Source organism: Gemmobacter nectariphilus DSM 15620, from assembly GCF_000429765.1.
GTDB classification, from domain to species: domain Bacteria; phylum Pseudomonadota; class Alphaproteobacteria; order Rhodobacterales; family Rhodobacteraceae; genus Wagnerdoeblera; species Wagnerdoeblera nectariphila.
Window position 1 is genome coordinate 173,198 of sequence record NZ_AUCM01000009.1, and the last position, 26,581, is coordinate 199,778.

26 protein-coding genes and 1 pseudogene are annotated in these 26,581 nt (G+C 64.4%); 6 read left to right on the forward strand and 21 right to left on the reverse strand.

Translation table 11 applies throughout. The features are described 5' to 3' along the window. Nucleotides 1-153: 153 nt before the first annotated feature. Nucleotides 154-1,134, reverse strand: coding sequence for a LacI family DNA-binding transcriptional regulator (locus tag G481_RS0111170; protein ID WP_028030107.1), 981 nt, complete (start codon nucleotides 1,132-1,134; stop codon nucleotides 154-156). Nucleotides 1,135-1,230: 96 nt separating this feature from the next. On the opposite strand from G481_RS0111170, the gene hisD reads away from it, so the two are divergent. Next, nucleotides 1,231-2,541: a histidinol dehydrogenase gene (gene hisD / locus G481_RS0111175; protein WP_028030108.1), complete on the forward strand. Its 1,311-nt coding sequence runs from the start codon at nucleotides 1,231-1,233 to the stop codon at nucleotides 2,539-2,541. After that, nucleotides 2,538-3,287: an SDR family NAD(P)-dependent oxidoreductase gene (locus tag G481_RS0111180; protein WP_028030109.1), complete on the forward strand. Its 750-nt coding sequence runs from the start codon at nucleotides 2,538-2,540 to the stop codon at nucleotides 3,285-3,287. Before hisD ends, G481_RS0111180 begins: the two co-directional genes overlap by 4 nt. 10 nt (nucleotides 3,288-3,297) lie before the next feature. Here the strand turns inward: G481_RS0111180 and G481_RS0111185 are convergent, their stop codons facing one another. From G481_RS0111185 to G481_RS0111195, 3 genes are read right to left on the reverse strand one after another with little or no spacing between them, the layout of a single operon-like run. Then, nucleotides 3,298-4,032 (reverse strand): SDR family NAD(P)-dependent oxidoreductase, encoded by a 735-nt coding sequence (locus tag G481_RS0111185; RefSeq protein ID WP_028030110.1) that lies wholly within the window; start codon nucleotides 4,030-4,032, stop codon nucleotides 3,298-3,300. Then, nucleotides 4,029-4,679, reverse strand: coding sequence for an isochorismatase family protein (locus tag G481_RS0111190; protein WP_028030111.1), 651 nt, complete (start codon nucleotides 4,677-4,679; stop codon nucleotides 4,029-4,031). The genes G481_RS0111185 and G481_RS0111190 overlap by 4 nt, the downstream gene beginning before the upstream one ends. Nucleotides 4,680-4,690: 11 nt before the next feature. Continuing rightward, nucleotides 4,691-5,551 (reverse strand): isocitrate lyase/PEP mutase family protein, encoded by an 861-nt coding sequence (locus G481_RS0111195; protein WP_028030112.1) that lies wholly within the window; start codon nucleotides 5,549-5,551, stop codon nucleotides 4,691-4,693. Nucleotides 5,552-5,798: 247 nt separating this feature from the next. Here G481_RS0111195 and G481_RS23580 point away from each other — a divergent pair, with 247 nt between their 5' ends. After that, nucleotides 5,799-6,566: a GntR family transcriptional regulator gene (locus tag G481_RS23580; protein ID WP_051294474.1), complete on the forward strand. Its 768-nt coding sequence runs from the start codon at nucleotides 5,799-5,801 to the stop codon at nucleotides 6,564-6,566. Here G481_RS23580 and G481_RS23585 read toward each other — a convergent pair whose 3' ends face one another. From G481_RS23585 to G481_RS0111280, 16 genes are all read right to left on the reverse strand, one after another. Further along, nucleotides 6,567-7,391 carry an SDR family NAD(P)-dependent oxidoreductase gene (locus G481_RS23585; protein ID WP_051294475.1) on the reverse strand — a complete coding sequence of 275 codons (825 nt, stop codon included), beginning with the start codon at nucleotides 7,389-7,391 and terminating at the stop codon, nucleotides 6,567-6,569. It abuts the gene before it with no gap. A gap of 7 nt (nucleotides 7,392-7,398) precedes the next feature. Continuing rightward, nucleotides 7,399-8,901, reverse strand: a complete 1,503-nt coding sequence (locus G481_RS0111210; protein ID WP_051294476.1) for an aldehyde dehydrogenase — start codon at nucleotides 8,899-8,901, stop codon at nucleotides 7,399-7,401. A gap of 17 nt (nucleotides 8,902-8,918) precedes the next feature. Continuing rightward, the gene (locus G481_RS0111215) at nucleotides 8,919-9,830 is read right to left on the reverse strand and encodes a polysaccharide deacetylase family protein (RefSeq protein WP_028030114.1); all 912 of its coding nucleotides are present in this window, start codon (nucleotides 9,828-9,830) and stop codon (nucleotides 8,919-8,921) included. Nucleotides 9,831-9,848: 18 nt separating this feature from the next. Continuing rightward, on the reverse strand, nucleotides 9,849-10,595 hold the full coding sequence (locus G481_RS0111220; protein WP_028030115.1) for a maleate cis-trans isomerase family protein: 747 nt from the start codon (nucleotides 10,593-10,595) through the stop codon (nucleotides 9,849-9,851). Nucleotides 10,596-10,619: 24 nt separating this feature from the next. Further along, entirely contained in the window at nucleotides 10,620-11,822 is a 1,203-nt protein-coding gene (locus G481_RS0111225) for an FAD-dependent oxidoreductase (RefSeq protein ID WP_028030116.1), read from the reverse strand. Nucleotides 11,823-11,923: 101 nt separating this feature from the next. Beyond that, nucleotides 11,924-12,637, reverse strand: a complete 714-nt coding sequence (locus G481_RS0111230) for an SDR family oxidoreductase (protein ID WP_028030117.1) — start codon at nucleotides 12,635-12,637, stop codon at nucleotides 11,924-11,926. Then, entirely contained in the window at nucleotides 12,634-14,562 is a 1,929-nt protein-coding gene (locus G481_RS23590) for a TRAP transporter permease (RefSeq protein ID WP_051294477.1), read from the reverse strand. Before G481_RS23590 ends, G481_RS0111230 begins: the two co-directional genes overlap by 4 nt. A 61-nt stretch (nucleotides 14,563-14,623) precedes the next feature. Next, nucleotides 14,624-15,571, reverse strand: coding sequence for a TAXI family TRAP transporter solute-binding subunit (locus tag G481_RS0111240; RefSeq protein WP_161630524.1), 948 nt, complete (start codon nucleotides 15,569-15,571; stop codon nucleotides 14,624-14,626). Nucleotides 15,572-15,785: 214 nt separating this feature from the next. Then, on the reverse strand, nucleotides 15,786-16,397 hold the full coding sequence (gene leuD / locus G481_RS0111245) for a 3-isopropylmalate dehydratase small subunit (protein WP_035025816.1): 612 nt from the start codon (nucleotides 16,395-16,397) through the stop codon (nucleotides 15,786-15,788). Next, on the reverse strand, nucleotides 16,394-17,809 hold the full coding sequence (gene leuC, locus G481_RS0111250) for a 3-isopropylmalate dehydratase large subunit (RefSeq protein WP_211235199.1): 1,416 nt from the start codon (nucleotides 17,807-17,809) through the stop codon (nucleotides 16,394-16,396). The genes leuD and leuC overlap by 4 nt, the downstream gene beginning before the upstream one ends. Beyond that, nucleotides 17,806-18,531 (reverse strand): maleate cis-trans isomerase family protein, encoded by a 726-nt coding sequence (locus tag G481_RS0111255; RefSeq protein ID WP_028030121.1) that lies wholly within the window; start codon nucleotides 18,529-18,531, stop codon nucleotides 17,806-17,808. Before G481_RS0111255 ends, leuC begins: the two co-directional genes overlap by 4 nt. Nucleotides 18,532-18,663: 132 nt before the next feature. Further along, a complete protein-coding gene (locus G481_RS0111260; protein ID WP_028030122.1) occupies nucleotides 18,664-19,833 on the reverse strand; it encodes an ABC transporter substrate-binding protein in 1,170 nt (389 codons plus the stop codon). A gap of 36 nt (nucleotides 19,834-19,869) precedes the next feature. Further along, nucleotides 19,870-20,577, reverse strand: a complete 708-nt coding sequence (locus G481_RS0111265; RefSeq protein WP_028030123.1) for an ABC transporter ATP-binding protein — start codon at nucleotides 20,575-20,577, stop codon at nucleotides 19,870-19,872. 11 nt (nucleotides 20,578-20,588) lie between these two features. Next, nucleotides 20,589-21,368, reverse strand: a complete 780-nt coding sequence (locus G481_RS0111270; RefSeq protein WP_028030124.1) for an ABC transporter ATP-binding protein — start codon at nucleotides 21,366-21,368, stop codon at nucleotides 20,589-20,591. Next, on the reverse strand, nucleotides 21,365-22,294 hold the full coding sequence (locus G481_RS23595) for a branched-chain amino acid ABC transporter permease (RefSeq protein ID WP_051294478.1): 930 nt from the start codon (nucleotides 22,292-22,294) through the stop codon (nucleotides 21,365-21,367). The genes G481_RS0111270 and G481_RS23595 overlap by 4 nt, the downstream gene beginning before the upstream one ends. Further along, nucleotides 22,294-23,211: a branched-chain amino acid ABC transporter permease gene (locus tag G481_RS0111280; protein WP_028030125.1), complete on the reverse strand. Its 918-nt coding sequence runs from the start codon at nucleotides 23,209-23,211 to the stop codon at nucleotides 22,294-22,296. The genes G481_RS23595 and G481_RS0111280 overlap by 1 nt, the downstream gene beginning before the upstream one ends. 342 nt (nucleotides 23,212-23,553) lie before the next feature. Between G481_RS0111280 and G481_RS23600 the strand changes: the two genes are divergently transcribed. Beyond that, nucleotides 23,554-24,420, forward strand: coding sequence for an MBL fold metallo-hydrolase (locus G481_RS23600; RefSeq protein ID WP_035025818.1), 867 nt, complete (start codon nucleotides 23,554-23,556; stop codon nucleotides 24,418-24,420). A gap of 33 nt (nucleotides 24,421-24,453) precedes the next feature. Then, nucleotides 24,454-25,314: an isocitrate lyase/PEP mutase family protein gene (locus G481_RS0111290; protein ID WP_028030126.1), complete on the forward strand. Its 861-nt coding sequence runs from the start codon at nucleotides 24,454-24,456 to the stop codon at nucleotides 25,312-25,314. A gap of 106 nt (nucleotides 25,315-25,420) precedes the next feature. Here G481_RS0111290 and G481_RS26685 read toward each other — a convergent pair. Continuing rightward, nucleotides 25,421-25,605 (reverse strand): annotated as a pseudogene (locus G481_RS26685) (hypothetical protein); the annotation flags it as partial. Nucleotides 25,606-25,646: 41 nt separating this feature from the next. Between G481_RS26685 and G481_RS23605 the strand changes: the two are divergent. Beyond that, the coding region (locus tag G481_RS23605) for an IS5 family transposase (protein WP_245594958.1) at nucleotides 25,647-26,581 on the forward strand (935 nt) is incomplete at its 3' end.

Here is a 26,581-nt window from a genome sequence, read left to right on the forward strand (position 1 = left end):
CGGTGCGGGTTCGGCTGGAAAGACGCGTCTTTGCTCTGATCCGTGTTCAAAAATGACCTGCGTGCCTGTCACGCGGCGATCAAGGAGACCACGCACCCAAGCGCAGGCCGAACAAGGCCTGATCAGACAGGCAAGGCCTGCGTCAGCCAAGACCTAACCGCTGTCGCGCGCCACGAGATCCGCACCGAAGATGCGAATTGTGCCCTGGACCGACTGACCCGCCGCCGCCGCCTCGAGCAGCGCGACCGTTTCCGTCGCCATGCGAAGAAGCGGCTGAGCAAGGGTCGTCAGTCGATAGGGTTGCCAGCCTGCATTCGGAATGTCGTCAAACCCTATGACCGCCAGGTCCTGCGGCACGTCGATCCCCAAGGCACGGCAGGCATCGAGCACCGCGAGGGCCATGATGTCGTTGGCGCAAAACAGCGCATCTGGCCGGTCAGGCCGGGCGAGCGCGGCATGCGCCAGATCAAAGCTGCGGCGATAGTCGTAGCCGCCGTTCCAGTCGAAGGCGAGTTGCTTCCCCGCCTCGGCCAGCTGGTCGCGAAAGCCCCGGCCCCGTTCCAGATGGGTCGAGGTGTTGACGATCCCGCCCATGAAACCGATCCGCCGCCGCCCTGCCTGCAGGAACCTTTGCGCCACCAGCCGCGCACCGCCATAGTTGTCGCAGGTCACCGCCGTCATGTCGGCGTCAATCTGCACCCGGTTGAACAGGATCGCCGGCACCCCGTTGGCCCGGCAGCGCTGTGCCAAGGTGGACGAGATCGTGGAGGACAGGATCACCACTGCCGGGCTGCGCAGATCCAGGATCTGGCGCAGCGCCTCGTCCAGGTCGACCCCTGGCGGCGCGACATAAAGCAGCGCACGCTTGCCCGCCCGCGCCAGTGCCGAGGCCATCACCTCGATTGCCATCGGATAAAAGGGGTTCGACAGGTCTGATGCGACCAGCGTCACGGTCTGTTCAGCCCCGCGCGACAGACGGTCGGCAGGGCTTTGATAGCCGATCTCGGCCGCGACGCGCAGGATCGCCGCGCGCTTGTCGGCCGCCAGCGGCGCCCCCGCCCGGAAGGCGCGCGACACGGCCGCAACCGAAACGCCCGCGCGTTCCGCCACCTGTTTCGCTGTTGGCCTCGTCATGACCTTGATGAAATTTTTTCACTCATGGATGATTCATTATCAAAGTCAGTGCGCCGCCGATAGACTTTTGCAAGACCCATCAGCAAGGCAATCGCAATGGCCATCACCTATCTCAAGCGCGGCAAACCCGAGGCGGACCGCGCCCGCGACGATCTCGCCACCCGCAGCGCGGTCGAGGCGATCCTTCAGGACATCGAGGCGAATGGCGATGCCGCCGTGCGCGCGCTTTCGGAAAAGTTCGACGGCTATTCCCCGGCCGCCTTTCGCCTGACACAGGCTGAAATCGATGCGCTGATCGCGCAACTGACCCCGCGCGAGATCGAGGACATCAGGTTCGCGCAAGAACAGGTCCGCAATTTTGCCCGCGCGCAGCTGGCCTCGATCCGCGACATCGAGGTCGAGACCCTGCCCGGCGTGATCCTGGGCCATCGCAACATTCCGGTGCAGTCGGTTGGCTGCTATGTGCCGGGCGGAAAATTCCCGATGGTTGCCTCGGCGCATATGTCGGTGGCCACCGCCTCGGTCGCGGGCGTGCCGCGGATCATCGCGGCCACCCCGCCCTTCAAGGGCAAGCCGAACCCGGCGGTGATCGCCGCAATGCATTTCGGCGGCGCGCATGAAATCTATGTGCTGGGCGGTATCCAGGCCATCGCGGCAATGGCGCTTGGCACCGAAACCATCGCGCCGGTCGACATGCTGGTCGGCCCCGGCAACGCCTATGTTGCCGAGGCCAAGCGCCAGCTGTTCGGCCGCGTCGGCATAGATCTGTTCGCAGGCCCGACCGAGACGATGGTGATCGCGGATGACACGGTCGATGGGGAACTTTGCGCCACCGACCTGCTGGGGCAGGCTGAACACGGCTACAACTCTCCGGCCGTGCTGCTGACCAATTCGCGCAAGCTGGCCGAGGCGACGATGGCTGAAATCGACCGCCTGCTAACGATCCTGCCCACCGCGGACACCGCCAGCCGCAGCTGGCAGGACTTTGGCGAAGTCATCGTCTGCGACACGCATGAGGAGATGCTGCAGGTCGCCAATGACATCGCCTCGGAACATGTGCAGGTGATGACCGACCGCGACGACTGGTATCTGGCGCACATGCACAGCTATGGCGCGCTGTTCCTGGGCCCCCGCACCAACGTCGCCAATGGCGACAAGGTGATCGGCACCAACCACACGCTGCCGACCAAGAAGGCGGGCCGCTACACTGGCGGACTTTGGGTTGGCAAGTTCATCAAGACCCACAGCTATCAGCGCATCCTGACCGACGAGGCGGCGGCGATGATCGGCGCCTACGGATCGCGGCTGTGCATCCTTGAAGGCTTCGTGGGACATGCCGAACAGTGCAACATCCGCGTGCGCCGCTATGGCAAGCGCAACGTGCCCTATGGCGCGGCGGCGGAATGACCCGCTTTTCGCTGGCGGGCAAACGCGCGCTGATCACAGGCGCGGGGCGCGGCATCGGCGAGGGGATCGCGCGCGGTCTGGCCGAGGCGGGGGCAGAGGTGATCCTTTGCGCCCGTTCCGCCCCTGAACTGGATGCGGCGGCCCAGGCGATCCGCGCCGCAGGTGGCCAGGCGCGGGTGCTGGTCTGCGATGTGACCGACACCCGCGCCTTTGCTGCTGCCGTGGCGGCGATGCCCGCGCCCGACATCTTCGTGAACAACGCTGGCACCAACCGGCCCAAACCGCTGTCCGAGGTAACGGAAGACGATTACGACGCCGTCATGGGCCTGAATGTGCGCGCCGCGATCTTTGCCGCACAGGCGGTCAGCGGGGCGATGGTGGCGGCGGGTCTGCGCGGCTCGATCATCAACATGTCCTCGCAGATGGGGCATGTGGGGGCGGCGAGCCGCACGCTTTACTGCGCCTCGAAATGGGCGCTGGAGGGGTTTACCAAGGCGCTTGCGGCGGAACTTGGCCCCAAGGGCATCCGCGTCAACACGATCTGCCCGACCTTCATCGAAACGCCGATGACCAAGCCGTTCCTTGAGGATGCGGCCTTCCGCGCCAGCGTGCTGCAAAAGATCAAGCTGGGCCGGATCGGCACGGTCGACGACATCGTCGGCGCGGCGATCTACCTTGCCAGCGATGCCTCCGGCCTGATGACAGGCTCTGCCCTGATGCTGGATGGCGGATGGACGGCGGATTGACCGCCGCCCGTCACGGCATGTAGCCGCCGCCGTTCACCCACAGCACCTGCCCCGTCATGAAGCCGCTGTCCGGCCCCAGCAGGAAGCGGATCGGGCCGACGACATCGGCGGGCGTCGCGATGCGTTGCAGCGGCGTCGCGGCGCGATAGGCCTCAAGGTTCACCACTGCCGGGCCATCCTCGGCCGACCGGCCGGTGCCGCCGCGCAGGAAGGCAGTGTCCACCACCGCCGGCGCAACCGCATTGACCCGGAGCTGGGGCGCATGTTCCAGCGCCAGCGTCTTGGTCATCGCCACCACCGCAGCCTTGGACGCCGAATAGGCCCCGAACCCCGGACGCACATGCGCCGCAAGGCCCGAGGCGACCATCACGAAACTGCCCGTGCCGTCCTTCACCAGCCGCGGCATCGCGGCGCGCGCGGCCAGATAGGCCCCGCGCAGATTGCCCGCGATGATGTCGTCGAAATAGGCAGCCTCGGTATCGGCCAGCGGCACCACGCGGCTGTTGTAACCGGCCAGGTTCACAAAGCCATGCACCGGCCCGCCCAGCGCATCCAGTTCGGCAAAAGCCGCCGCGATCGAAGCCTCGCTGGTGATGTCGACCCCGATCCCCGTCAACCCGTGCGCCGCGATCGAGGCTGGCAGGTCCATGACGACCGTGTCAAACCCATCGCCCTGCAACTGCGCCAAGAGCGCCCGGCCAATGCCGCCCGCCCCGCCCAGAAGAACGATCCGACGTGCGCTCATGCCAAAGCCCTCTGCGCAGCCAGGGTGGAAAGATAGGCAAGCGTTTCGGATTCCGTCACCACATCGGCGTATTTCGCGTTCATGTCGAACAGGTTCGCCTCATGCGGGCCGGGGTGGCGATCGCCGCAAGCCTCGGCCACGACGATCGTGCGGAAGCCGTGCGACATCGCATCCACGCACGACGCCCGCACACAGCCCGAAGTCGTCAGCCCGGTCAGGATGACGCTGTCATGCCCGCCCGCTGTCAGGGTCGAGGCCAGCGAGGTGCCGAAGAACGCCGAGGGATACTGCTTGGACACAACCAGTTCATCCTCGCGCGGGGTCAGGCCGCAGGCAAAGGCGGCCGTGGGCTCGCCCTGCATGAATGCCTTGAGCGGCAGCGCCTTTTCAAAGAACCGCCCGCCATCACGCCCATGCAGCCCGCGCTGATAGGTTACCTCGGTCCAGATCACCGGCACACCCGCCGCATGGGCCGCCTCGCGCAGGCGCAGCGCCGAATCCAGCGCCGCATCGACCCCGGCATACAGGGTGCAGTCCGGGTCGAAATAGGCCTGCGCAAAGTCAATCAGGATCAGCGCCGGGGTGCGGCCAAACCCCACCCGGTTGCCATAGGCCTTGCGGTAATTCTCGTTCAGATCATCGGTCATCGGCTGTCCTTTCAGACCTGGGCAAAGCGCTTCTCGAACTCCCAGACCTCGGGGAAGCCCAAAAGCTCGTTGAAGCCTGCAAAGTTGTAAAGCTCGACCGCGTCGGTGGTCTCGCCGTGGTCCTTGAGATCGGCATAGGCCTTGCGCAGCGCAGCCCCCATGGCAAGGAAGCCGACGGCGGGATGGATGCCGATGGCATAGCCCAGGTCCTTCAGCCGGTCGGCCGGCAAAAGCGGCGTGCGCCCGCCGTTGACCATGTTGGCGAACAGCGGCGCGTCGATCTCTTCCGCCACGCGGCGCATCTCTTCCTCGGATTCCGGGGATTCGACAAAGACAATATCGGCGCCCGCCTTGGCAAAGGCCTTGCCGCGCCTGATCGCTTCATCAAGGCCCAGGCCAGTGCGGGAATCGGTGCGCGCGATGATCAGGAAATCGTCGCTGCGCCGGGCATCCACGGCCACCTCGATCTTGCGGACCATATCCTCCAGCGGGATCACGCGGCGGTTGGGGGTGTGGCCGCATTTCTTGGGAAATTCCTGATCCTCGAGCTGGATCGCGGACACACCCGCCTGTTCATAGCCCTGCACAGTGTGGCGCACGTTCAGCAGGCCGCCATAGCCCGTATCGGCGTCAGCGATCACCGGCGTCCTGGTGCGTTCGACGATGCGCGCGATCCGGGTGATCATATCGGTATAGGTCGCGATCCCGGCATCGGGCATCCCCAGATACGAGGCAACAGTGCCATAGCCCGTGACATAGAGCGCCTTGAACCCCATCTGATCGGCGATCAGGGCCGAGATCAGTTCGAACACCCCGGGCGCAAGGACGAACTCGCCCGAGGTGACAGCGGCCTTCAATGCTGGGTTCGCCATGTGCAGGTGCCTTTCCTTGGCTGCATCAATCAGACCGGCGGCCAGCCCGGCCTCAGTCATCATGCCCAATTGTCGCTATAAAAAATTATTTGTCCATATCAATATGAGGGGGCGAATAGGCTTTCCGCGTGGTCCCGGCCCCTCATTTTGCCATTTTTTCCGACACTTCCCGCCGCATCCTCCCGGAAGCCCTGTCATGACCGGACAACGTGGGCTATAAGGAGGGCAAAGTTCAAGGTGAAACGCGATGAAGGCTCCTGCACAATTCACTGATTCCGACAATGGCGGCCCGCGCTACTCGCGCATCCATAAGGAATTGAGCGAGCGGATCGTGTCCGGCCAATACCCCCTTGGCGAACTGATGCCGACAGAGATCGAACTGGCTGCGGAATTTGACACCAGCCGGTCCACCATCCGCGAGGCGCTGCGCTGCCTGACCGAGGATGGCTATGTCGAGCGCCGTCAGGGCATGGGAACGCGCGTCATCTCGACCAAGGCGCAGACCGGCTATTACCAATCCTTCAACTCGCTGCACGAACTGTTCCAGGTGGCGCTGGATACCTACATGGTGATTCTCGGCCAAGAGGCTGTGATCCTTGACGAAACCCTTGCCAGCCGCGTCGGCGGTCATGCCGGGGAACGCTGGTTCCACGTCTTTGGCATTCGCTGGACAGCGCCGGGCGGGCGGCCGATCTGCTACATCGAAAGCTATGTGCCCGAGCGGTTCGAGAGCCTGCTTCCCGAATTCTCGGACCTTCAGGGGCCGTTCTTCGACCTGCTCGAACGCCGCTCGCACGAAACCATCAAGGAAGCGCAGCAGGAGATCCGCGCGCTGGCCATGCCCACCTCGATCTCGCGCCTGCTCGGCCTGCCGGACGGGTCGCTGTCACTGCAATTGCTGCGCCGCTACATCACCGAAAACGGGGTGCTGATCGCCTCGTTCAACTGGCACCCGGCGGACCAGATGACCTACATGATGAAAATCAAGCGCGCCCGCCCGCAATCGGGCGAGTGATCACATGATCGACGGCCGCTCGACAGCCGGGCTGCGCGCGCCCGCAGCGGCGGCAGCGGGTTCCAAAGCCTCGTCCCACAGCCGCGCGATGAAGCGCGCGCCGGTCACGCCGTTCGATTGATCCGAACACAGCCAGCCGATGCCGCGCCGCATGATGGACGGCGGCAGCAGGTTGCCATCGGCCCCCTTGCGGTCCAGCCCGGGCGGCAACAGCGCCGTGTCGGCCGCACCGCCTGGCAGATAGACGTTCACATCGACCCCGGTTCCCGCCAGATCCTGCGCCCAGACGCGCGACGCCGCCTCCAGCCCGGCTTTCGAGGGGCCATAGGGGGCATAGCCGCGCCGCACCATGGTCTGGTCCGACGTCGAGATGTTGATGATCTTGCCGAACCCGCGGGCAATCATCCCGGGCGTGACCGCGCGCGCCATGTAGAAGGCGCCATTCAGGTTCACCTCGATGATGGCGCGCCAATCTTCGGGGCGGGCCTCCCAGAAGCGGGTGGGAACGGTGTTGAACGTCTCGCTGATCAGGCGCATGCCGCGCCCGGCATTGTTCACCAGCACATCCACGCGGCCAAAGCGCGCCTCGGCCTCGGCAACCACGCGCTCGGCCTCGGCAGGGTTTGCGGCATCGGCAATGATGCCCAGAGCGCGATCCGGGCCGATCCCGGCCAGGGTATCCTGCCAATCGGGGCTGTCGGCCGAAGCCGTCAGCACCACCCGCGCCCCGGCCTCGGCCAGGTCCAGCGCCATTTCCCGTCCCAGACCGCGCGAGGCGCCGGTGATCAGCACGACCCGGTCGCGCAACGATGGATGATGTGTCATGGGGCCCTCATATGCCCAGACGCGGCAGCGCGGGGGGCTGCAGCGCGATGATGGTGGATTTCATCTCGGTGAACATCGCGCGAGAGCCCTTGGCCCCCTCGCGCCCCAGCCCGGACTGGCGCACGCCGCCAAACCCCGTGCGAAGGTCGCGCAGGATCGGGGTGTTGACCAGCACCGTCCCGGTCCGAAGCCGCCCGGACACGCGCATCGCCCGTTCCAGTTCCTGCGTCCAGACATAGCCGACCAGGCCAAAGCGGCTATCATTGGCGCGCGCGATCACCTCGTCCTCGTCGTCAAAGACCTGGAAGGTGGCAAAGGGCGCGAAAATCTCTTCCTGGCAGATCGCCAGCGCATTGCTTGGCGCGCGCATCACCGTGGGCTCCAGATAGAACCCGCCGCCCGATCCCTCGCACGGCTTGCCGCCGGCCAGCAACTTGGCCCCCTCGGCAAGACCCGAGGCGACGTAGGATTGCACCCGGTCCAGCTGCGCCGCGTTGATCATCGGGCCGATCTCGGTTTCGGGATCGAACGGATCGCCAATACGCAACGCCTTGGTGCGGGTTGCAAATTCATCAATCACACGATCCGCGACCGAGCGATGCACAAAGATCCGGCTGCCCGCAAGGCACATCTGCCCGTTGTTCATGAAACTGCCCAGCATCGCCCCATCCACCGCCCGGCCCATGTCGGCATCGGCGAAGATGATCGAGGCCGACTTGCCGCCCAGCTCCATCGCGCCGCCCTTGATGCCGCGCGCAAGCGCAGTCAGGATGCGCGCGCCCGTCTCGGTCCCGCCGGTGAAAGACACCATGTCGATGTCAGGATGCCCCGACAGCGCAGCCCCTGTGACAGCGCCGCTGCCATTGACCAGATTGATGACGCCATCGGGCAGGATGGCGCGGTCATGCAGGATCTGGAACAACCGCGCCAGGGTCAGCGGCGTGATTTCCGATGGCTTCACCACGCAGGTGTTCCCAAAGGCCAGGGCCCCGGCCATCTTCATCGCGGTCAGCCCCAGCGGCATGTTCCACGGCCCGATCAGCGCGCAGACCCCGATCGGATCATAGGTCACCAGGCTCAGATAGCCCGGCTCCTGGGTGTAGACGTCCCCGCCCTGCTGGTTGATGAATTCGGCAAAGAACCTGAAATTCTGGGCCGCGCGCGGCACATGCATCCCCCGCGTCTGCCGCAGCGGAATGCCGGTATTCAGGGTCTCGAGCGCTGCCAACTCATCAGCGTGGTCCAGAATGGCCGCATGAATGTCCATCAGGACCTTCTGCCGGTCCGCAACGCTGGCACGCGCCCAGGGTCCGGTCTCGAAGGCCGCGCTGGCGGCGGCAACGGCGCGATCGACCTCGGCCGCGTCAGCCTCGTGCAGGGTGGCGACCACGGCGCGGGTGGATGGGTCGATCACCGGGATCGGCGCACCGTGGGTTGCCACAAAACCCCCGCCCACATAGCTGGTCACGGCACGCGGCGCGCGAGCCAGTTCGGCGCGCAGGTCCTTCATGCGAACTCCTCCGGGGATCAGGCTTTCGGGGGAATGTGGTCTGCGTGGTTTTGAAGATACCAATCCGCGATTTCCTCGCGTTTGGGGAACCAGACGCCGTCGAACTGCTTGGCGTAGCGAATGAAGTCGCGCAGGGCGCGGATCCGGAACGGCTGGCCGATCACATGCGGATGCAGGCCAATGTTCATGAAGCGCCCGCTTGTCGCGCTTTCGGCATAAAGCCAGTCGAACTGCTCCTTGAACATCTGGAAGCCGGTTTCCACCGTCAGCCCTTGCCGCAAGAAGCTGAAATCGTTGACCTCGGAGGTATAGGGGATCGACACCATCGGCTTGCCCGACCGCGTCTTGACCAGATAGGGCTGGTCGTCGTTCAACAGGTCGGTGACGAAGGTCAGGCCTTCCTCGGCCAGAATATCGATGGTGTTGAGCGTCGAGCGCAACGAGCTGGACAGCCAGCCCCGCGCCTTTCGACCCACGGTCTGTTCATAGACCTGCAAGGTGCGGCGGATCACATCACGCTCGGCCGCTTCGTCGAACATGTAATCGGTCAGCAACTCGTCCTGCACATAGTTGTGCGCGACGATTTCCCAGTTGCGGGCAAGCGCGGCGTCGATCACCTCGCGCCGCTCCAGCGCCATCTTGGCGTTCATCGTGCAGCTGGCGGGAACGCCCTCGGCATCGAACACGTCGAACATCCGCCAGACGCCGACGCGCTGGCCATATTCGCGCCAGGTGAAGTTCGGGTTGTCATAGACATTCCCCGGCAGGTTGCCGCCAACGATGCCGGGCCCGCCCGGATAGTAGGGTTTGTCGGTGGGCTGGACCGGATCCCAGTATTCGAAATTGATCGTCAGAAGCACCGCAAGCCGTTGATCACCCGGCCATTTCAGCGGCTTGCGCGCGGACATCGGAACAAAATCATACTGCATCGGCCCAGCCTCCCCGGTTCAGTGATGCGACAACAGCGAGCCGAAGCCCTGCACCTTGTCTTCGATCCCGTTCATCCGCAGGGCGTGCCAGTAGGTCGCGGTGTTGATCGCGATGACCGGCTTGTCGAGCCAGAATTCCGCGATTGCACCGACACGCGCCATCGCAAGGTTCGTGCCCGCCTGCACGATCGCCTCGACCGAGGGGTCGTTCACCTCGATGATCGCATCGCGCAGGGTCTGTTCGCTTTCATGCGCTATCAGCATCGGGCTCTTGCACTTCAGGCCCTTGACCGTGACCACCTCGTAGCCGCAATCGGTAAAGAACTTGCGCACCTGCTCATCCCCGATCGGCATGTAGGGGGTGATGACCGCGATGCGCTTGATGTCGCCCATCTTCGAGAGCGCGGCCTGGCAGGCATCCGAGCCCATCGCGACCGGCATTCCGGCACGGTCCTCGACCTGCGCCTTCAAGGTGTCGGCGCGTTCCTTGCCGTCCCAGAAGGTTTCCGCCGACATGCCCATGATCAGCGCGCCGGGCGAGCAGGTCTTGACCGCGTCGATCGCATCCATCGTCGCCGCGCGGATCCGCATCACCAGTTCGTTGAAATCGTCGTCCGAATGGACCGGATCATCCGGGATCACGATGCGCGAGAAATGGTTGGTCACCCCGACCGGGCGCATGCTGTCGAATTCCGGCTGCACCGAGGTGTTGGTGGACGGCGCAATGACGCCGAATTTCATGCGGTATCCAAGGCTGTCAGTCATCTTTTTCCCCTGTTGCCGAAAGCGTCACGCGACGCTTTCGAGTTCCTTGAGCGACCCCAGCATCGACGACCGCATCAGGTAGTCCTTGTGCCGGACCGGATCGGCCACGATGGCGCGCAGATCATCGTGATAGGCCTTGCGCGCGGCCGGGTCGGTCTCGGCCATGATCTGCCGATTGCGCAGCGATTGCGCCTGAACCGTATCGATCGCTGCCTTGCGGCGCTGGCGTTCATAGCGGCCCATGATGTCCAAAGGCGCGCCGTTCCAGACCTGGGCCAGCTTTTCGGTCAGGTTCACCGCGTCATGCACGCCGCCGTTCATGCCCATCCCGCCCAGCGGGTTGTTCAGGTGCGCCGCATCGCCTGCCAGGAACACCCGCCCGGCCACATAGCTTTTCGCGACACGCTGATGCACGCGGTAGGCGGTCGAGTGGACGATGTCATAGCGATCCGGGTTGGGGCACAGCGCCTGCAGGCGCGATTCCATGACGGCGGGGTCTTTCACCTGCTCGTCCGACAGGCTGGGATCGGTCGGCAGCAGCACCCGCCACAGCGAGGGCGTGCGCAGCAGCACCGCCCATTCGCTCGGGTCGGTGACATAGGCAATCGGGGCAAGATCGGGGATCGCCTTGGCAAAGTCGAAATGCGTGGACATCGACAGGAAGATCTCGGGGATGGTCAGCCCCTCGAACTCGATATTCAGCGACTTGCGAATATTGCTGTGCGCCCCGTCGCAGGCGATCAGGTAGCGCGCACGCAGCTCGCGCGTGCCGCCATCGGGGGTAGAGATCGTCAACGTCACATCATCGTCAGTCTGGCTGACCGACAAGCCGCGGCTGCCATACAGGATCTCGACCCCGCCATCGCGCATCAGCATGTCGCGCAGATGTTCGGTCAATTTCCACTGCTCGCACTGCAGGCGGTAGGGGTGGTTTGTCTCGCCTTTCAGGATGCCCAGATCGAATTCGGCCACCAGACCTTCCTTGCGGTCGCGGAACTGCCACTTGGGGCAGACCAACCCGCGCTCGACAAGGCGGCCGGACACGCCAAAGCGGTCCAGCATGTCCAGCGTCGGCGGATGGAAGGTCGAGGCCCGCAGATCCTTGGGAAGATCATCGCTTGCCTCGATCACGGTGACAGGAATTCCCGCTTCGGCAAGGCATGTCGCCGCCACCAGCCCGACCGGACCCGCCCCCACAACCAACACGCGATCTGCACTGCCGGACATCCGCGCCACCTCCGTTCATCCTGACTCTGTGCCGACACTCTGTCCAAAAGGTAGTGACAAATCAACAATTCTTTTGGGAAAGAATGGTATTTTTGCCCGCCTTACACCACAGGATTTGACGCGCCATCGACGCGCAGGATCGTGCCATTGACGGCCGAGGCGGCATCGCTGGCCAGAAAGGCCACGACCGCGGCGATCTCTTGCGGCGTCGGCACCTGACCAGAGGGAAAGGCCTTTGCCAGCTCAACCCGGACCTGCGCCGGGTCGGTGCCTGCCTGGGTGGCGCGCGCCTGAACCATCTGCTCGAACCGCTCGGTCGCCACTGCGCCCGGGTTCACGCCCACGACCCGCACACCGCGGCTGCCATAGGCATGGCCAAGCCCCGTGGTCAGCAGCATCAGCGCGGCATTGGCCGCCCCGCCCGGCAGATGGGTGACCGAGGCCACCTGCCCGCCTGCGCCGATCACATTCACCACAACACCGGCGCCCTGCCTGGCCATCGACTGCAGCGCCGGCATGATCGCGTTGACATAGGTGAAATACTTGGCCTCCATCCCGGCCCGCAAGGCGTGCGCCGACAGCTCGGCCAGCGGCGCCTGCCGGGCGGCGCCGGCGGTGCAGACCAGCACCTCGACCGGCCCCTGCTCTGCCTCGGCGCGGGCGATCGCGGCCGCTGCCGCCCGGGGATCGGCCAGATCCACACCGCCGCTGCGCGACAGCACCGTGACCCGCTCGCCTGCCGCCCGGAACCAGTCGGCACAGGCCGCGCCAATGCCACGGCTTCCGCCTGCCACGATCACATGACGGCCGCTCATTCCCTGGCCGCCCGCAGCGTCAGGAAGCGGCCATCGCGCATCAGGATGTGCTGCAACAGCACCGCCAACCCAAGCATTGCCACGCTGTAGTCGAGAGCGGAAAACAAAAGCCGATCCAGCGGGAACATGATTGCCACCCCCAAGGCCAGCCAGACCGCCCGCGCGCGCCATCCCAGCTTGCGGTGGCCATGGCCCAGAAAGGCCGCGGCGATCAGCGACAGTGACACGATCGTCGACACGAACACATAGACCGCTTGCGGCCAGGTGGTCTCGAGCAGCAGGCCCGGCTTGTAGATGAAAAAGAACGGCAGGAAGTAGGACAGCCAGCCGAACCTGAACGCCGCGATCCCGGTCTTGTGCTGGTTGGCGCCGCCGATGCTGGCCGCGGCAAAGGCCGCCAGCGCGATCGGCGGGGTGATCATCGACAGCATGCCGTAATACAGCAGGAACATATGCGCCGGGATCGGCGGAACGCCAAGCTCGACCAGCGCAGGCGCGGTCAGCGTGGCCAGCAGCAGATAGACGCCCGTCGTCGGCAGGCCCAGCCCCAGCAGCAGCGCGATCCCTGCCGACAGCAGCAGAAGCGCGAACAGGCTCTCGGACCCGAAGGTCATCAGGTAATAGCTGAGCGTGAAGCCAAGCCCCGTAAGCGTCATCAGCCCGATGATCATGCCTGCGGCAGCCGTGATCAGCAGGACCTCGGAGGTTGAGACGCCCGCATCGACCAAAGCCTTCAGAATCTGGCGCGGGCTCATCCCGCCGTGGCGCAGGCGCAACAGATAGGCGCCCAGCGCCAGCACAACCGTCACCCCCGTGGCATAGACCGCCGCGACCTCGGCCGAGTGGTTGAAGGCAAAGATACCCAGCATCAACGCCACGATCGCCAGCACACTGATCCAGCCCTCGGCCAGGATTTCCAGAAAGGGCTGGCGGCGGGTGGCCTCCATGCTGGCCATGTTGTCGCGCCGCGCCATGAAGTCGATCTGCACATAGATCGAGACGAAATACAAAAGCGCAGGCAAGGCGGCGGCCACGATGATGTCACGGTACGGCACCCGCAGAATTTCCGCCATCAGGAAGGCGGCCGCACCCATCAGCGGCGGCATCAGTTGCCCGCCGGTCGAGGCCACCGCCTCGATCGCCGAGGCATTGGTGGCTGAAAATCCCGCCCGCTTCATCACAGGGATCGTCACCACCCCGGTCGTCATCACGTTCGAAACCGCGCTGCCCGAAATCATCCCCGTCAGGCACGAGGCCGTCACCGCGACCTTTGCCGCACCACCGGGCCCCTTGCCCGAGATCCGGCCCGCAAGGTTCGAAAAGAACTCCGACCCGCCCGTTGCAATCAGGAACGCCCCGAACAGCACAAACAGCACCACGACAAACGCCGCAATCTGCAACGATTGCCCCCAGGTCGCCGAGGAATCCGTGCCCAGAAACCGCACCACATCGCCCAGCGGCTGCGGACGCCCCTGCAAGGCACCTGGCACATAATGGCCCGCAACCGCGTACAGCAGCAAAAGGCCAAAAATGACCACCAGCGTATAGCCGATGACGCGCCGCAGCCCCTCCATCATCAAGCCGATGACCACACAGCCCAGGATCAAGGCCTCGGTCGGGTACTGGTGCGAACGTTCGGAAAGGATCTGGAACCGCAGGAAGACGTGCAGCCCAAGCGCCAGTGACAGCGCGGCAAGGCCAAGATCCAGCTGCCAGAACCGGGCCGTTGGCGACAGGCTTCCGCGCAGAAAACACACGGCAAGCGAGGCGCACAGCATCAGCGCCGCAAGCTGCTGGGGGAAGATCATCAACCCGAGCTTCTGCGGAACGCCCAGCACGCCCGCAATCGCGATCAGCGGTACAACAATGGCAAGGCCGGCCAGTGTGGTTCTGGTTACCCTGCCGCGCAACCCGTGATCGGTCATCCCAGACCCCCTCGCTGTGAAAAGCGCCCCCCCGGTGCAGGAAGGCGCGGGCTGATGCGGCCTATTTGCCGCCCCAGATGCCCTTTTCGCGATAGAAGGCCTCGGCCGCCGGATGGTAGGGCAGCGTCGTCACATGGGCCAGCATCGCGGGATCGTATTCACCCCACAGCGGGCCACCTTGCTTGACCACCTCGGGGTTGTCATAGAGCGCGGCCAGAACCTTGGTCACCACCTCGGCCGGCAGGTCCTTGTGGCCGAACAGGGTGTAGTCATAGAACAGCACCGTGGTTTCCGGGGTCATGCCCGCAGCCGCCGGCCGATCCCCCCAGGTCTTCAGATTGGTGCCGGGCAGATATTTCGACAAGATCGCCTCGTCACCCGGCTTGAAGGACAGATAGCGCACCTTGCCCGCGCTGGCCTCGACATCCATGATCGACTGGGCGCCCACCGATCCAATCGTCACCTCGGTGGTGCCGTCCTTCACGTTCTTGAACTGCTGGGCGAAATTCGCTGTCGGCACCCCCTGCACGTCGGCATAGGTCACCCCCGCTGTTTCCATCGCGGCAGTAAAGAAGAACTCGCCCAAAGAGTTCTTCGGGAATTGCGGCACCTTGCGGCCCTTCAGATCGGCCAGTGTCGCGATTCCCGTGCTTTCGGGCACCACGATGCCTGCGTTGAACGGGATGATCGAGGCAAGCATCACCAGATTGGGATTGGGGTCTCCCTCGGACATGCCGATCCCCTGGACCGCATGGGACACCTGCGGGAAATTGGCGATCCCCATTTCAATCCGGCCCAGGTTGATCTGGGGGATATACTGCGAGGTATTGGCCATCACCTGCGGGCGCATCGTCAGATCGGTGGTTTCCGACAGCACCTTGGCCAGATGCATCGCCAGTTGCTCCGTCGCCCCGCCCGTCGTGGTGGCAAGACCCACCATCTGTGCCTGCGCAGGAAGGACGAAGCCGACCCCCAGCGCAAAGGCAAGCGTCTTGACCAGTGTGTTCATGTTCATAATCCCTGTTGCATCCTTGTCGTTTGCCATCGCGTCCGGCCTCTTGTGGCGGGCCATTGGTCGTAGCAGAGGGGTCATTCAGGCAGGAAATGCAGGCGAACCTGTCGGTATTGCACCAGCTCCCGGAAAATCGGCAACCCGTGTCGAGACTGCATAGATACGGACATCCTGTCAAACCGTTTGTTGGCTTGTACCGATAAACGCCGTCTTATGCGAACAGCCAGGGCTGGCGCAGCTTGTGGCCCGACTCGAAGGCCTCGATCGCCGGCAGGTCGCGGTTCAAGATCACGTCGGTTTCGTCCCAGCCGTTCAGGAAGGCCTGCTGCACCTCTTCTGAAAGGCCAAGATCGCACACCTTCATGCCATCGACGCACAGCGTCTGCGCCTGCATGTCCAGCTCGAACTGCGCGCCCTCGTCCGCCTTGCGGCCCAGGTCGTCGCAGACCTCCTTGGGCAGGCGCAGCACCAGAAGCCCGTTCTTGACCGCATTGCCGGCAAAGATGTCGCCGAAATCGGGCGCGATCACCAGCCGAATGCCAAAGTCCACCAGCGCCCAGACCGCATGTTCGCGCGACGAGCCACAGCCAAAGCCCGGCCCCGCCACGATCGCCTGCGCCCCGCGCCAGCCGTCCCGATGCAGCGGGAAATCGGCGATCTCGGCCCCTTCGGACGTGAAGCGGCGATCGCGAAAGGCGCATTCGCCCAGGCCCTCGCGCTCGAGCCGCAGAAGGTAGCGGGCGGGAAAGATGATATCGGTGTCGATGTTGGTTTCCGGGAAATACGCCGCGCGCGAGGTGATCCGGGTCAGCGGGGTGATCATGCCAGCGCCTCCAGCTTGCGCACATCGGTCAGGGTGCCGGTCACGGCCGCGGCCGCCGCCATCGCGGGCGACATCAGATGCGTGCGCCCGCCCTTGCCCTGCCGCCCCTCGAAGTTGCGGTTCGAGGTCGAGGCGCAGCGTTCCCCAGGCGCGATCGTATCGCCGTTCATCGCAACGCACATCGAACAGCCCGCATCGCGCCATTCGAACCCGGCCTGCTTGAAGATATGGTCCAGACCTTGCGCCTCGGCCTGCGCCTTGACGAGGCCCGAGCCCGGAACGACGATGGCCCGCACCCCTTCCTGCACGCGGCGCCCTTTCAGCACCGCCGCCGCGGCCTGCAGATCGGCCAGTCGGCCATTGGTGCAAGACCCGATGAAGACCACATCGACGGGCAGGCCCTCGAGCCGCTGACCCGGTCGCAAGCCCATGTAATCCAGCGCTTTTTTATGTCGCGCGCCGCGCTGGGGGTTGGCATCCAGCGCCGGGTCGGGGATCGGTGCATCGATTGGCAGCGCATCCTCGGGCGAGGTGCCCCAGGTTGCATGAGGCGCCAGCCCCTCGAGGTCGATCTCGACCTCGCGGTCATAGCTTGCATCGGCGTCGCTGCGCAGCGTCTGCCAATAGGCCAGCGCGGCCTCCCACAGATCGCCCTTGGGGGCCATTGGCCGATCCTTCAGCCAGGCAAAGGTCGTCGCGTCAGGCGCAATCAGGGCAACCCGCGCACCGGCCTCGATCGCCATGTTGCACAGGGTCATCCGCGCTTCCATGCCCATGTCGGCCAGCGCGGGTCCGACATATTCGATGGCGTGGCCGGCCGCCCCGTTCGCCCCCACCGTCGCGATCAGCTTCAGGGCAATATCCTTTGTGGTCAGGCCCGGCGGCATTGCGCCCTTCAGCACCACCTTCATGTTGCACGCCTTGCGCTGCACCAGCGCCTGCGTTGCCATCACGATCCCGCATTCCGAAGCGCCAATGCCAAAGGCCAGAGCCCCGAAGGCCCCGTGGGTCGAGGTGTGGCTGTCGCCGCAGGCCAGCGTGATCCCGGGCAGAGTGAACCCCTGTTCCGGGCCCATCACATGCACGATCCCCTGCCGGATATCGTCGAGTGCGATATAGGGGATCTTGTGGCGCGCGACATTCTCGATCAGCCGGGCAGTCTGGCGCGCGGCCATCGGGTCGGCGATCGGCTTGTCGCGGTTCACCGTCGGCACAGCGTGATCGGCCACGGCCAGGTTCGCCTCGGGACGGCGGGCACGCAGGCCGCGCTTGTCCATCGCCACGAAGGATTGCGGCGTGGACACCTCGTGCAGCAAATGCCGGTCCACATAGATCAGCGAACTGCCATCGGCGAAATCACGCACCACATGGCTGAGCCACAGCTTGTCATACAGCGTCTGCGCCATCGTCACATCTCCATCAGCGCGCCGCCGGCAGGGATCGCATCATCGATCCCGGCGCGGCGCAGGCTGGCCCACAGCGTCGCGGTGTTCGAGCTGAGAACCGGCACGCCCAGTTCCTGTTCCAGCCTGGGGATCAGCGGAAGCGAGGGGAAATCGGTGCAGGTGATCAACAGCGCCTGCGAGCCCAGAACAAAGGCGCGCAGCGCGATTTCCTCGACCTTTTCCAGCGGCGTGCGGGCAATGAACGGATAGTCGCCAGGCCCGTTCGCGCCCAGACCAAGGCCCAGGATCGCATCGGTCGTCACACCATGGGCCTGCAGAAACTCCACCTCGTGATCGTTCAGCGCCTGATGATAGGGCGTTGCGATCGACACGCGGCTGACCTTCAGCGCCTGCAAGGCGGAAACGATCGCCGCTGCCGTGGTGACAACCGGGCGCCCCGCGCTTGCGCTTGCAGCCTCGGGCAAGGAGTGCGCGGGAACCACCATCGACCCGGCCGTGCAGGCATAGGCCACGACATCGACATTGGCCTGACCCAGCAGGCCCACATTGGCCACGATATCGGCCAGCAGCGCATCTGGATTGCCGTGCCCATGCAGCGGCATCCGGTGCGAATGGACGGTTACCCCCGCTGGCACCAGCCGCGCCCATTCCGCCTCGTTCACTGTATTGGTGGGCGGGGTGATCAGCCCCAGCTTGGCCCGGTAACTGTAGACTGATTCATGCGCCATCGCCGCCTCCTGTTGCGCGAGGCTACGAAGTGGTTTTTCATTTGTCCAGACCAATAGGATTGCCGCGAGGCCGTAATCCCAACAAAAAGGCCCGCGCCAAACGGCGCGGGCCAGGGCCTTGGCTGGCCTGGATCAGCAGGGATCCGCAGGGGTCTCGGAGAAGCGGGTCCACTTGCCGCCCTTGATCTCGATCACCTGGCCGGGCAGTTCCGCATCATTGCCGCTCCAGCAGATGTCCTTGCCCAGCACGCCGGTAAAGCGCAGGCCCTGCATCGCCTTGACCAGTGCCTCACGCTCTTCCTCGAGCTTGGCCGGATCGCCCGTCACCTTGGTCTTTTCGATCAGCTGCTTGACCAGGTAGACGGTGTCATAGGCCTGCGCGTCCGAATGGTGCGCACCCAGGCGGTGCATCCCGCGTTCCTTGGCCAGCGCGATGTAATCCTCGTTGAACTTCTCGGCCTGCGCATTGTTGCCCTTCCAGAAGCCCGCGACGACAAAGGTGCCCTCGCCCGCCGCGCCGAACAGTTCCACGATGTTGGGATCGGCGAAGATCTGCGAGCCGATCACGCGGCCCGCATAGCCCTGGCGCCGAAGTTCCTTGACGATCTTCGAGGCCGAATCCGGCGTCGCCGCAACCGCCACCGCATCGGGGTTGTTCTTCAGGATCTGTGCAACCTGCGCCGACATGTCGAAGCTCTTGTACTGCACCGGGATCGGATCGCCGTATTTCACACCGGCCCTGTCCAGCAGGGCCGGATAGACCTTGGTGCCCGCCGTGTTCGAAATCGTCTCGTCCGAGACGTAGATGATGTCCACATAATCCAGCTTGATGTTGTTCGCCTTCAGCGTGGTCAGCAGGCGGCCGAACTGCTTGACCTCGTCTTCCGACAGGCGCCAGCCGTATTTCTTGCCATCCGTCAGCCCCGGCGCCGAGGCCGAGGTCGGGATCGTCAGGACCTTCAGGCGCTCTGCGTCATTCAGCGCAACGTTGGATTCGCCCGACGAGAATGGCCCCAGAACCGCGATCACCTTGTCGTCCAGCGCCATCCGGCGCATCGCGACCGAGGCCTGTTTCGGGTCAGACCCGGTGTCGAACCGGATCAGCTCGATCGGCTTGCCGTTGATGCCGCCAGCGGCGTTGATTTCCCGAACGGCAAGGTCGATCGCCACCGTCGCGGGTTCGCCCGGGCCCTTCAGAGGGCCGGACATCGCGGCGATGTTGCCGATCTTGTAACTGTCCTGCGCAAAGACCGGTGCGGCAGCCATCAAGGCAACGGCACCAGCGACAAGATAACGCTTCATTCTGTTTTCCCCTGTTGCATTGGTTTTGGGTCAGGTTCAGTGGCCCAGATAGGCCTCGGTCAGCGCGGCATCGCGCGACAGAGCTTCGGCAGTATCGGCGGCAACCACACGGCCCAGTTCCAGAACATAGCCGCGGGCCGCCACCTCGAGCGCCATGGTGGTGTTCTGCTCGACCAGCAGAATGCCCAGACCATGGCTGTTCAGATCGGCAATCAACTCGAACAACTTGCCCACGAACAGCGGCGAGAGCCCCAGCGAGGGTTCATCCAGCATCATCAGCCGCGGCCGACCCACCAGCGCACGCCCGACCGCCAGCATCTGCTGTTCGCCCCCCGACAGCACCGAGGCCAGTGCATCCCGGCGCGAGGCCAGGTTCGGGAAGCGGTCATAGATCGCCTCGATGTCAGCCTGCACCCCGCCTGCATCCGACCGCAGATAGGCGCCCATCAACAGGTTGTCATGCACGGTCATCGACACGAAGATCTGCCGCCCCTCGGGCACCAGAACCATCCCCGCCTTCACCCGCGCCGCAGGCGCCAGCCGGGTCATGTCGACCCCGTCAAAGACGATCTTGCCGCCTGCCGCCGGAACCGCACCCTGCAGCCCGCGCAACAGCGAGGTCTTGCCGGCCCCATTCGCACCAAGGACAGTGACGATTTCGCCGGCCCCCACGGTCAGGTCCACCGCGTCGCAGGCCGTATTGCGGCCATAGGTGATGGTCAGGCCCTGCACATCCAGAAGCATCGCATTCCCCCTTACGCCACAGCCCCAGCCAGACCGGCCTTGCCCGCGTGCCCCGGGCCCAGATAGGCCTCCAGCACCTGCGGATCCTCATGCACATGGGCGGTCGCCCCGTCATAGATCTTGCGGCCAAAGTTCAGCACCACCGCATGATCGCACAGCGACCGCACCAGGCTCATGTCGTGTTCCACCACCAGCAGCGTCACGCCACTGTCGGAAATCTTCCGCAAGAACTCGACCAAAGCTGCGGTCTCAGCCGGGTTCAGCCCCGCCGCCGGTTCATCCAGCAACAGCAGCCTCGGCTTCGAGGCCAGCGCGCGCACCACCTCGATCTGCTTGCGGATGCCATAGGGCAACGAGGACACCACATCATCGGGATGCACCCGGATGTTCATGCTTTCCAGCTGCGCCTCGGCCTCGGCCCGCAGATGCGAGGCGCGCAGCGGCAACAGCGCCTGCTTCAGCCCGTCCGCCCGGGATTGCTGGCCCAGCATCACGTTTTCGACGACCGACAGATGCGGCATCAGCCGGATGTTCTGGAAGCTGCGCGCCTGACCAAGCGCCGCCCGCTTGCGCGAAGGCACCTTGGTGATATCCATCCCGTCCAGCAGCACCACACCCGAGCTGACGTCGTAAAACCCCGAGATCAGGTTGAAAATCGTGGTCTTGCCTGCACCATTCGGCCCTATCAGCGCCGTCCGGCCATTCGCAGGCACCGAAAAGCTGACATCATCGATCACCTTCAACGCGTCGAAATTCTTCGAGACGTTCCGGATTTCCAGCAGCGGGGTCATGATTTCGCTCCGTCCGGGGTGCGCAGGCGCCTGCTGCGCCAGCTGAACCTGTCGACCAGGTCACGGGTCACAAAACCCTCGGGGCGGAACGCCATCATCAGGACGGTGATCACGCCCAACAGCACAAAGCGCCAGCTTTCATCCGGCGGCTGGACCGTGGCCGCATCCTGCCCCAGAACGCCCAGCACCCAGACCTGCAGCTTGGGCAGGAAGGCGCGCAGGAATTCGGGCAGCAGCGTGAAGAACGAGGCGCCGACGATCGGCCCCCAGGCGGTTTGCGTCCCGCCCAGCAGGACGTAAAGCAGCACATAGATCGAGACCATGGCGTTGAAGCCCTGCACCTCGACATAGGTGAAGGTATGGGCATAGAGCCCCCCGGCCAGACCCGCCAGCGCAGCCCCGATCGCAAAGGCGATCACCTTGGTCATCCGTACATTGACACCCATCAGGTCGGACACGACGTCATCGTCATGGATTGCGCGCATGTTCAGCCCGAACCGGGTGGCCATCAGGTAGAAGACAAAGACCGTGACCGCTCCGGCCAGAATGCAGGGCACATACCATTCGACATAGCCGGGCACCGACATGCCCATCGCCCCGCCCAGGGTTTCCGAGTTCAGGATGACCCCTGCCACCACCTCGGCGAACGCAAAGGTTGCCAGGATCAGATAGACCCCGCGGGTCCGCAGGATCGGGAAGGCCAGCGCCCCACCCGCGATTCCGGCCATGATCGTGGCGGCCAGCAGCGTGAAGGTCACGGACAATCCGACCGAGGCCGACAGGAACGCCGCCGTATAGGCCCCGATCGCCTGGAACCCCGCACCGCCCAGGTTCAGCTGGCCCGTCGCGACAGGAATGAAGATCGCATAGGCAAAGATGATGTTGACCGCGAGGATCGACAAGATGCCCGCCCAGTAACCGCTCATCACAGTTTCCCCTTGCCGATGGCATTATGGCCCAGAAGTCCCTGCGGACGGACCAGCAGCAGCACCAGCAGCGATCCCCATACCGCAATCTGGATTGTATCGGCGCCAAAGAAATGGATCGTCATGATCTCGATCAGCGCGACCAGCAGACCGCCGATCACCGCGCCCCAGATCGAGCCAAGGCCCCCGATCACCATGCCCGCGATCGCCTTGCTGCCGATATCCTCGCCCATCTGCGGCGACACCTCGCCATAGTTCACCGCAAAGGCTGCCCCGGCGATCCCTGCAAAGGCGCCCGACAGCATGAAGACGATCGGCACGATGACCTTGGTGTCGACGCCCAGGATGTTCGCCGCATCCGGGTTTTCCGCAATCGCCCGCAGGCCCCGCCCGATCCGGCTGTAGCGCAGCATCCAGGCCAGGCCCATCACGACCACAGCGATCACGATCAGGTTCACCAGCTGCGGCACCCGCACCAGAATCCCGCCGATATTCGCCGTCAGCTCGACATCGGGGCCCGCAAAGCGCTGCGCATCGCTGCCATAGGCGATGCGCACAAGGTTTTCGATGATCAGCAGGAAGCCAAGGGACGACACCAGCGGAATCGCATGTTCGGTGCTGTCGCCAAAGCGCATCTTCATCACGCGGAAGGTCATCCGCTCGACCAGCAGCGACACCAGCAGCGACATCGCCACCCCGACCGCCAGCGCCAGCGGCCAGGCCAGCGCACCGCTCAGGCCAAAGGGCAGACCCCAGTAGCTCAGCGCCCATCCGACCACCGCCGCCAGCATGAACAGCGTCGGAATCGTGAAGTTCAGGAAATTCAGAATCCCGATCGTCAGTGTGAAGGCTATGGCCACGCTCACGTAAACGCTGCCCAGCATCAGGCTGCTTACGAGCTGCTGAAAGAGCAGCATGCTGAATCTCCTCTGTCGGCCCGCTTTTTTTGCCGCTTGTCAGCGGTGCTTTGAGGGGATTGTAGCCAAGTTCGATCAAAGCGCAAATGTTATCAAGTATTTGTAGGTATAAATATTTCACCCCACAGACCCCCATCTAACCGTCTGCTTTTCTTGAGTTTTCCATCGAATCCCCCTGCGTTTCCTCGCTCGGACGCCCCCAAACGGGCAATCCGCGCCACATGGGATATTGCTTTTGTTCCAACAAGTCGTGCAGATTCAGCATGTTTGGTTCAGCGGATTCTTCGCCCCGCCGCAGATCGCCGACCAAGCGTCATCACGCTCCTTGCCGGACAGCAGCCCATGACCACGCCGCTCGACCTTCAGCGCATCATCGAAATCGACCGCTTCGCCCTGCCCGCGTCCTTCCTGTTTCCCGACTGCGACCTCGAGGCCCTGCGCCCCCATGCCGCGGTGCTGGATCCGCATCATGTGGATTTCGCCGCCGGCACGATCCTTCTGGGCGTGCAAAGCATGGTGCTTTGCCACGGCGGGCTGAACATCCTGATCGACACCTGCGTCGGCGGGTGCAAGGAACGTCCTGCGCGCCCCGAATGGCATCAGATCGCGCCGCGGATCTATCTCGACCAGTTGGCGGCCGCGGGGTTGCGTGCCGAAGACATCGACATCGTGCTCTGCACCCATTTGCACGCCGATCACGTCGGCTGGAACACCCGGCTTGAAAACGGCCGTTGGGTGCCGACCTTCCCGAACGCGCGCTATCTGATCTCGGGGATCGAGCTCGACCACTGGCTGACCCAAGAAGGCATCGCCCCGGGCAAGCACAACCACGGCGCCTTTGCCGACAGCGTTCAGCCGGTGCTCGAGGCGGGCCTGGTCGAGCGTGTCGAGGATGGCGCAGATTTGGGGCACGGCATGACGCTTCTGGGTCTGCCTGGCCATTCCCCCGGCCAGGTCGGGCTGGAGCTGCAACGCCAGGGCGCGCCCGACATCTGCTTTTGCGGTGACGGGTTCCATTCCCTCGCCCAAGCCTATCAGCCCGACTGGCATTCCCGCTTCTGCGCGGACGGGGCCAGGTCCAGCCTCACACGGCGCGGCCTGCTGGACCGGTCCGCCCGGGACGGGCTGGTGATCGTGCCCTCGCACATCCGCCGTGACATCGGCTTCACCTTTGACGGGGCCGGGCCCCGCCTTCTGCAGACCCTCTAGAACCGGCCCCCGGCATACAGGATAGGAAACACCATGAAGCCCTCGCTTCGCACCGCCCTTGTTAACAAGGAATTCGTCTTTGCCCCCGGCGTGCATGACCTGATCGCCGCTGCAATCTTCAACACGCATGATTTCAAGTTCGCCTATGCCTCGGGCTACTGGATGACAGCGTCGGCCTTCGGCCTGCCCGATGCCGGGATCGCCACCTACACGCAGATGGTCGATCGCGTCCGCACGCTGTGCTCCAAGGTCAACGCCGGGGTGATCGCCGATGCCGACACCGGCTATGGCGGGCTGCTGAACGTGCATCACACCGTGCGCGGCTATGAAGAGGCAGGCGTCGTCGGCATCCAGATCGAGGATCAGGAATTTCCCAAGAAATGCGGCCACACCCCGTTCAAGCGGGTGGTCCCCACGGCCGAAATGGTCGACAAGATCAAGGTCGCCTGCGCCGCCCGGCAAAGCGATGAAACCGTGATCATCGCGCGGTCAGATGCCCGCCAGACCGGCGGATTTGACGAAATCGTCGCTCGCCTCAAGGCCTATTCCGAAGCTGGCGCCGATGTGTTGTTTGCCGAGGCGCTGGAAAGCGAAGCGGAAATGCGCGAGGTCTGCCGCATCCTCGACAAGCCGGTGATGGCCAACATGGCCGACGGTGGCCTGACCCCGATCCGATCGGTCAAGGAGCTGGCCGAAATCGGCTATTCCATGGCGATCTACCCGGCGACCAGCGCCCTTGCCGCCGCCCATGCGATCAACAATGCCTTCAACGTGCTGACGCGCGAAGGCACCTCGGCCAGCCCGAGCCTGCCGCTCTTCTCCTTCAAGGAGTTCAACAGCCTGATCGGCTTCGAGGACGTCTGGGAATTCGAGCGCAAATGGGCGCAGACATGAAAGGCGCCCTCTGCGTCGGAACGGGCCTTCTCGGCGGCGCCTGTTGGGCTATGCTTCCAAAGCGGCTGCTTGACATACTCGAACCAGGCTCCAGACTCATTGATCGTCAAAGCCAGAAGATGACGGTTGCGGCGAGAGCGACGGCGGAGAGAAAGGTCTTCGCACGTCTGTCGTAGCGGGTTGCGATGTATGGGGAGGATCAGAAAACAGTCCGAGGGACTGTTTTCCCGACGTTGGCCAGTCCTTCAACCGGGCTAACATGATCTCGATGCGGCGCTGTTGCGCAAATCGGGGGGATTCATCTTGTGAATCCAGCATGCTAGCCATGCAGCATGAGCAGGCCGCCCAAGACGACGTACAAGACGACCAACTGGAAGAGCTACAATCAGGCGCTGAGGCAGCGCGGATCGCTGACCGTTTGGTTCGATCCCTCGATGCAATGGGAGGCCACCCCATCGGGGCGTCGCGGCCGCCAGCAGGCCTATAGCGACGCGGCCATCCATGCCTGCCTGACCCTCAAGGTCCTCCTCGGGCTGCCGCTCCGCCAGGCCACCGGTTTCGTCGCGAGCCTGCTGGAACTATCCGGGCTGGGCTGGTCCGTGCCTGACTTTAGCACCCTGTCGCGCCGCCAGAAGACATTGGACGTCATCATCCCGTATCGCGGCTCCAAGGGGGCGCTGCACCTGCTCGTCGACAGCACCGGGATCAAGGTGGAAGGCGAAGGCGAGTGGCACAGCCGCAATGACGGAGCCTCGAAACGCCGGGTCTGGCGCAAGATCCACCTCGGAATCGACGAGCAAACATTGGAGATCCGGGCTGTCGAAGTTACCTCGAGCAATGTCGGCGACGCGCCAATGCTGCCGGAACTCCTGAAGCAGATCGGCCAGGATCAGGAAATCGCGACGGTCACTGCCGACGGTGCCTACGACACGCGCGCCTGCCACGACGCCGTCGCCGACCACGGCGCGGCAGCAATCATTCCGCCCCGCCGCAATGCCAGGCCCTGGAAGCCGGACACGGCCGGAGCCCGGGCGCGCAACGAGATCCTGCGAGCGTCGAAGCACCTGGGCCGGGCGCTGTGGCGGAACTGGAGCGGGTATCACCGCCGCAGCAGGGTGGAGGCGAAAATGAACTGCGTCATCCTGAACCGCCCCGGGTTTACCGGAGGGCAAAACTCTCGGAGAATTGCCCGTTATGGAACAGACATCAAAGAAGAAGACCGCGAAGCCGTATTCACCCGAGTTCCGCGAACGCGCGGTGCGGCTGG

Bases quoted from the DNA above. Each gene is read 5' to 3' on its own strand.
- G481_RS0111170 (WP_028030107.1), bottom strand. From the start codon at position 1,134: ATGACGAGGCCAACAGCGAAACAGGTGGCGGAACGCGCGGGCGTTTCG.
- hisD (WP_028030108.1), top strand. From the start codon at position 1,231: ATGGCCATCACCTATCTCAAGCGCGGCAAACCCGAGGCGGACCGCGCC.
- G481_RS0111180 (WP_028030109.1), top strand. From the start codon at position 2,538: ATGACCCGCTTTTCGCTGGCGGGCAAACGCGCGCTGATCACAGGCGCG.
- G481_RS0111185 (WP_028030110.1), bottom strand. From the start codon at position 4,032: ATGAGCGCACGTCGGATCGTTCTTCTGGGCGGGGCGGGCGGCATTGGC.
- G481_RS0111190 (WP_028030111.1), bottom strand. From the start codon at position 4,679: ATGACCGATGATCTGAACGAGAATTACCGCAAGGCCTATGGCAACCGG.
- G481_RS0111195 (WP_028030112.1), bottom strand. From the start codon at position 5,551: ATGGCGAACCCAGCATTGAAGGCCGCTGTCACCTCGGGCGAGTTCGTC.
- G481_RS23580 (WP_051294474.1), top strand. From the start codon at position 5,799: ATGAAGGCTCCTGCACAATTCACTGATTCCGACAATGGCGGCCCGCGC.
- G481_RS23585 (WP_051294475.1), bottom strand. From the start codon at position 7,391: ATGACACATCATCCATCGTTGCGCGACCGGGTCGTGCTGATCACCGGC.
- G481_RS0111210 (WP_051294476.1), bottom strand. From the start codon at position 8,901: ATGAAGGACCTGCGCGCCGAACTGGCTCGCGCGCCGCGTGCCGTGACC.
- G481_RS0111215 (WP_028030114.1), bottom strand. From the start codon at position 9,830: ATGCAGTATGATTTTGTTCCGATGTCCGCGCGCAAGCCGCTGAAATGG.
- G481_RS0111220 (WP_028030115.1), bottom strand. From the start codon at position 10,595: ATGACTGACAGCCTTGGATACCGCATGAAATTCGGCGTCATTGCGCCG.
- G481_RS0111225 (WP_028030116.1), bottom strand. From the start codon at position 11,822: ATGTCCGGCAGTGCAGATCGCGTGTTGGTTGTGGGGGCGGGTCCGGTC.
- G481_RS0111230 (WP_028030117.1), bottom strand. From the start codon at position 12,637: ATGAGCGGCCGTCATGTGATCGTGGCAGGCGGAAGCCGTGGCATTGGC.
- G481_RS23590 (WP_051294477.1), bottom strand. From the start codon at position 14,562: ATGACCGATCACGGGTTGCGCGGCAGGGTAACCAGAACCACACTGGCC.
- G481_RS0111240 (WP_161630524.1), bottom strand. From the start codon at position 15,571: ATGAACACACTGGTCAAGACGCTTGCCTTTGCGCTGGGGGTCGGCTTC.
- leuD (WP_035025816.1), bottom strand. From the start codon at position 16,397: ATGATCACCCCGCTGACCCGGATCACCTCGCGCGCGGCGTATTTCCCG.
- G481_RS0111255 (WP_028030121.1), bottom strand. From the start codon at position 18,531: ATGGCGCATGAATCAGTCTACAGTTACCGGGCCAAGCTGGGGCTGATC.
- G481_RS0111260 (WP_028030122.1), bottom strand. From the start codon at position 19,833: ATGAAGCGTTATCTTGTCGCTGGTGCCGTTGCCTTGATGGCTGCCGCA.
- G481_RS0111265 (WP_028030123.1), bottom strand. From the start codon at position 20,577: ATGCTTCTGGATGTGCAGGGCCTGACCATCACCTATGGCCGCAATACG.
- G481_RS0111270 (WP_028030124.1), bottom strand. From the start codon at position 21,368: ATGACCCCGCTGCTGGAAATCCGGAACGTCTCGAAGAATTTCGACGCG.
- G481_RS23595 (WP_051294478.1), bottom strand. From the start codon at position 22,294: ATGAGCGGTTACTGGGCGGGCATCTTGTCGATCCTCGCGGTCAACATC.
- G481_RS0111280 (WP_028030125.1), bottom strand. From the start codon at position 23,211: ATGCTGCTCTTTCAGCAGCTCGTAAGCAGCCTGATGCTGGGCAGCGTT.
- G481_RS23600 (WP_035025818.1), top strand. From the start codon at position 23,554: ATGACCACGCCGCTCGACCTTCAGCGCATCATCGAAATCGACCGCTTC.
- G481_RS0111290 (WP_028030126.1), top strand. From the start codon at position 24,454: ATGAAGCCCTCGCTTCGCACCGCCCTTGTTAACAAGGAATTCGTCTTT.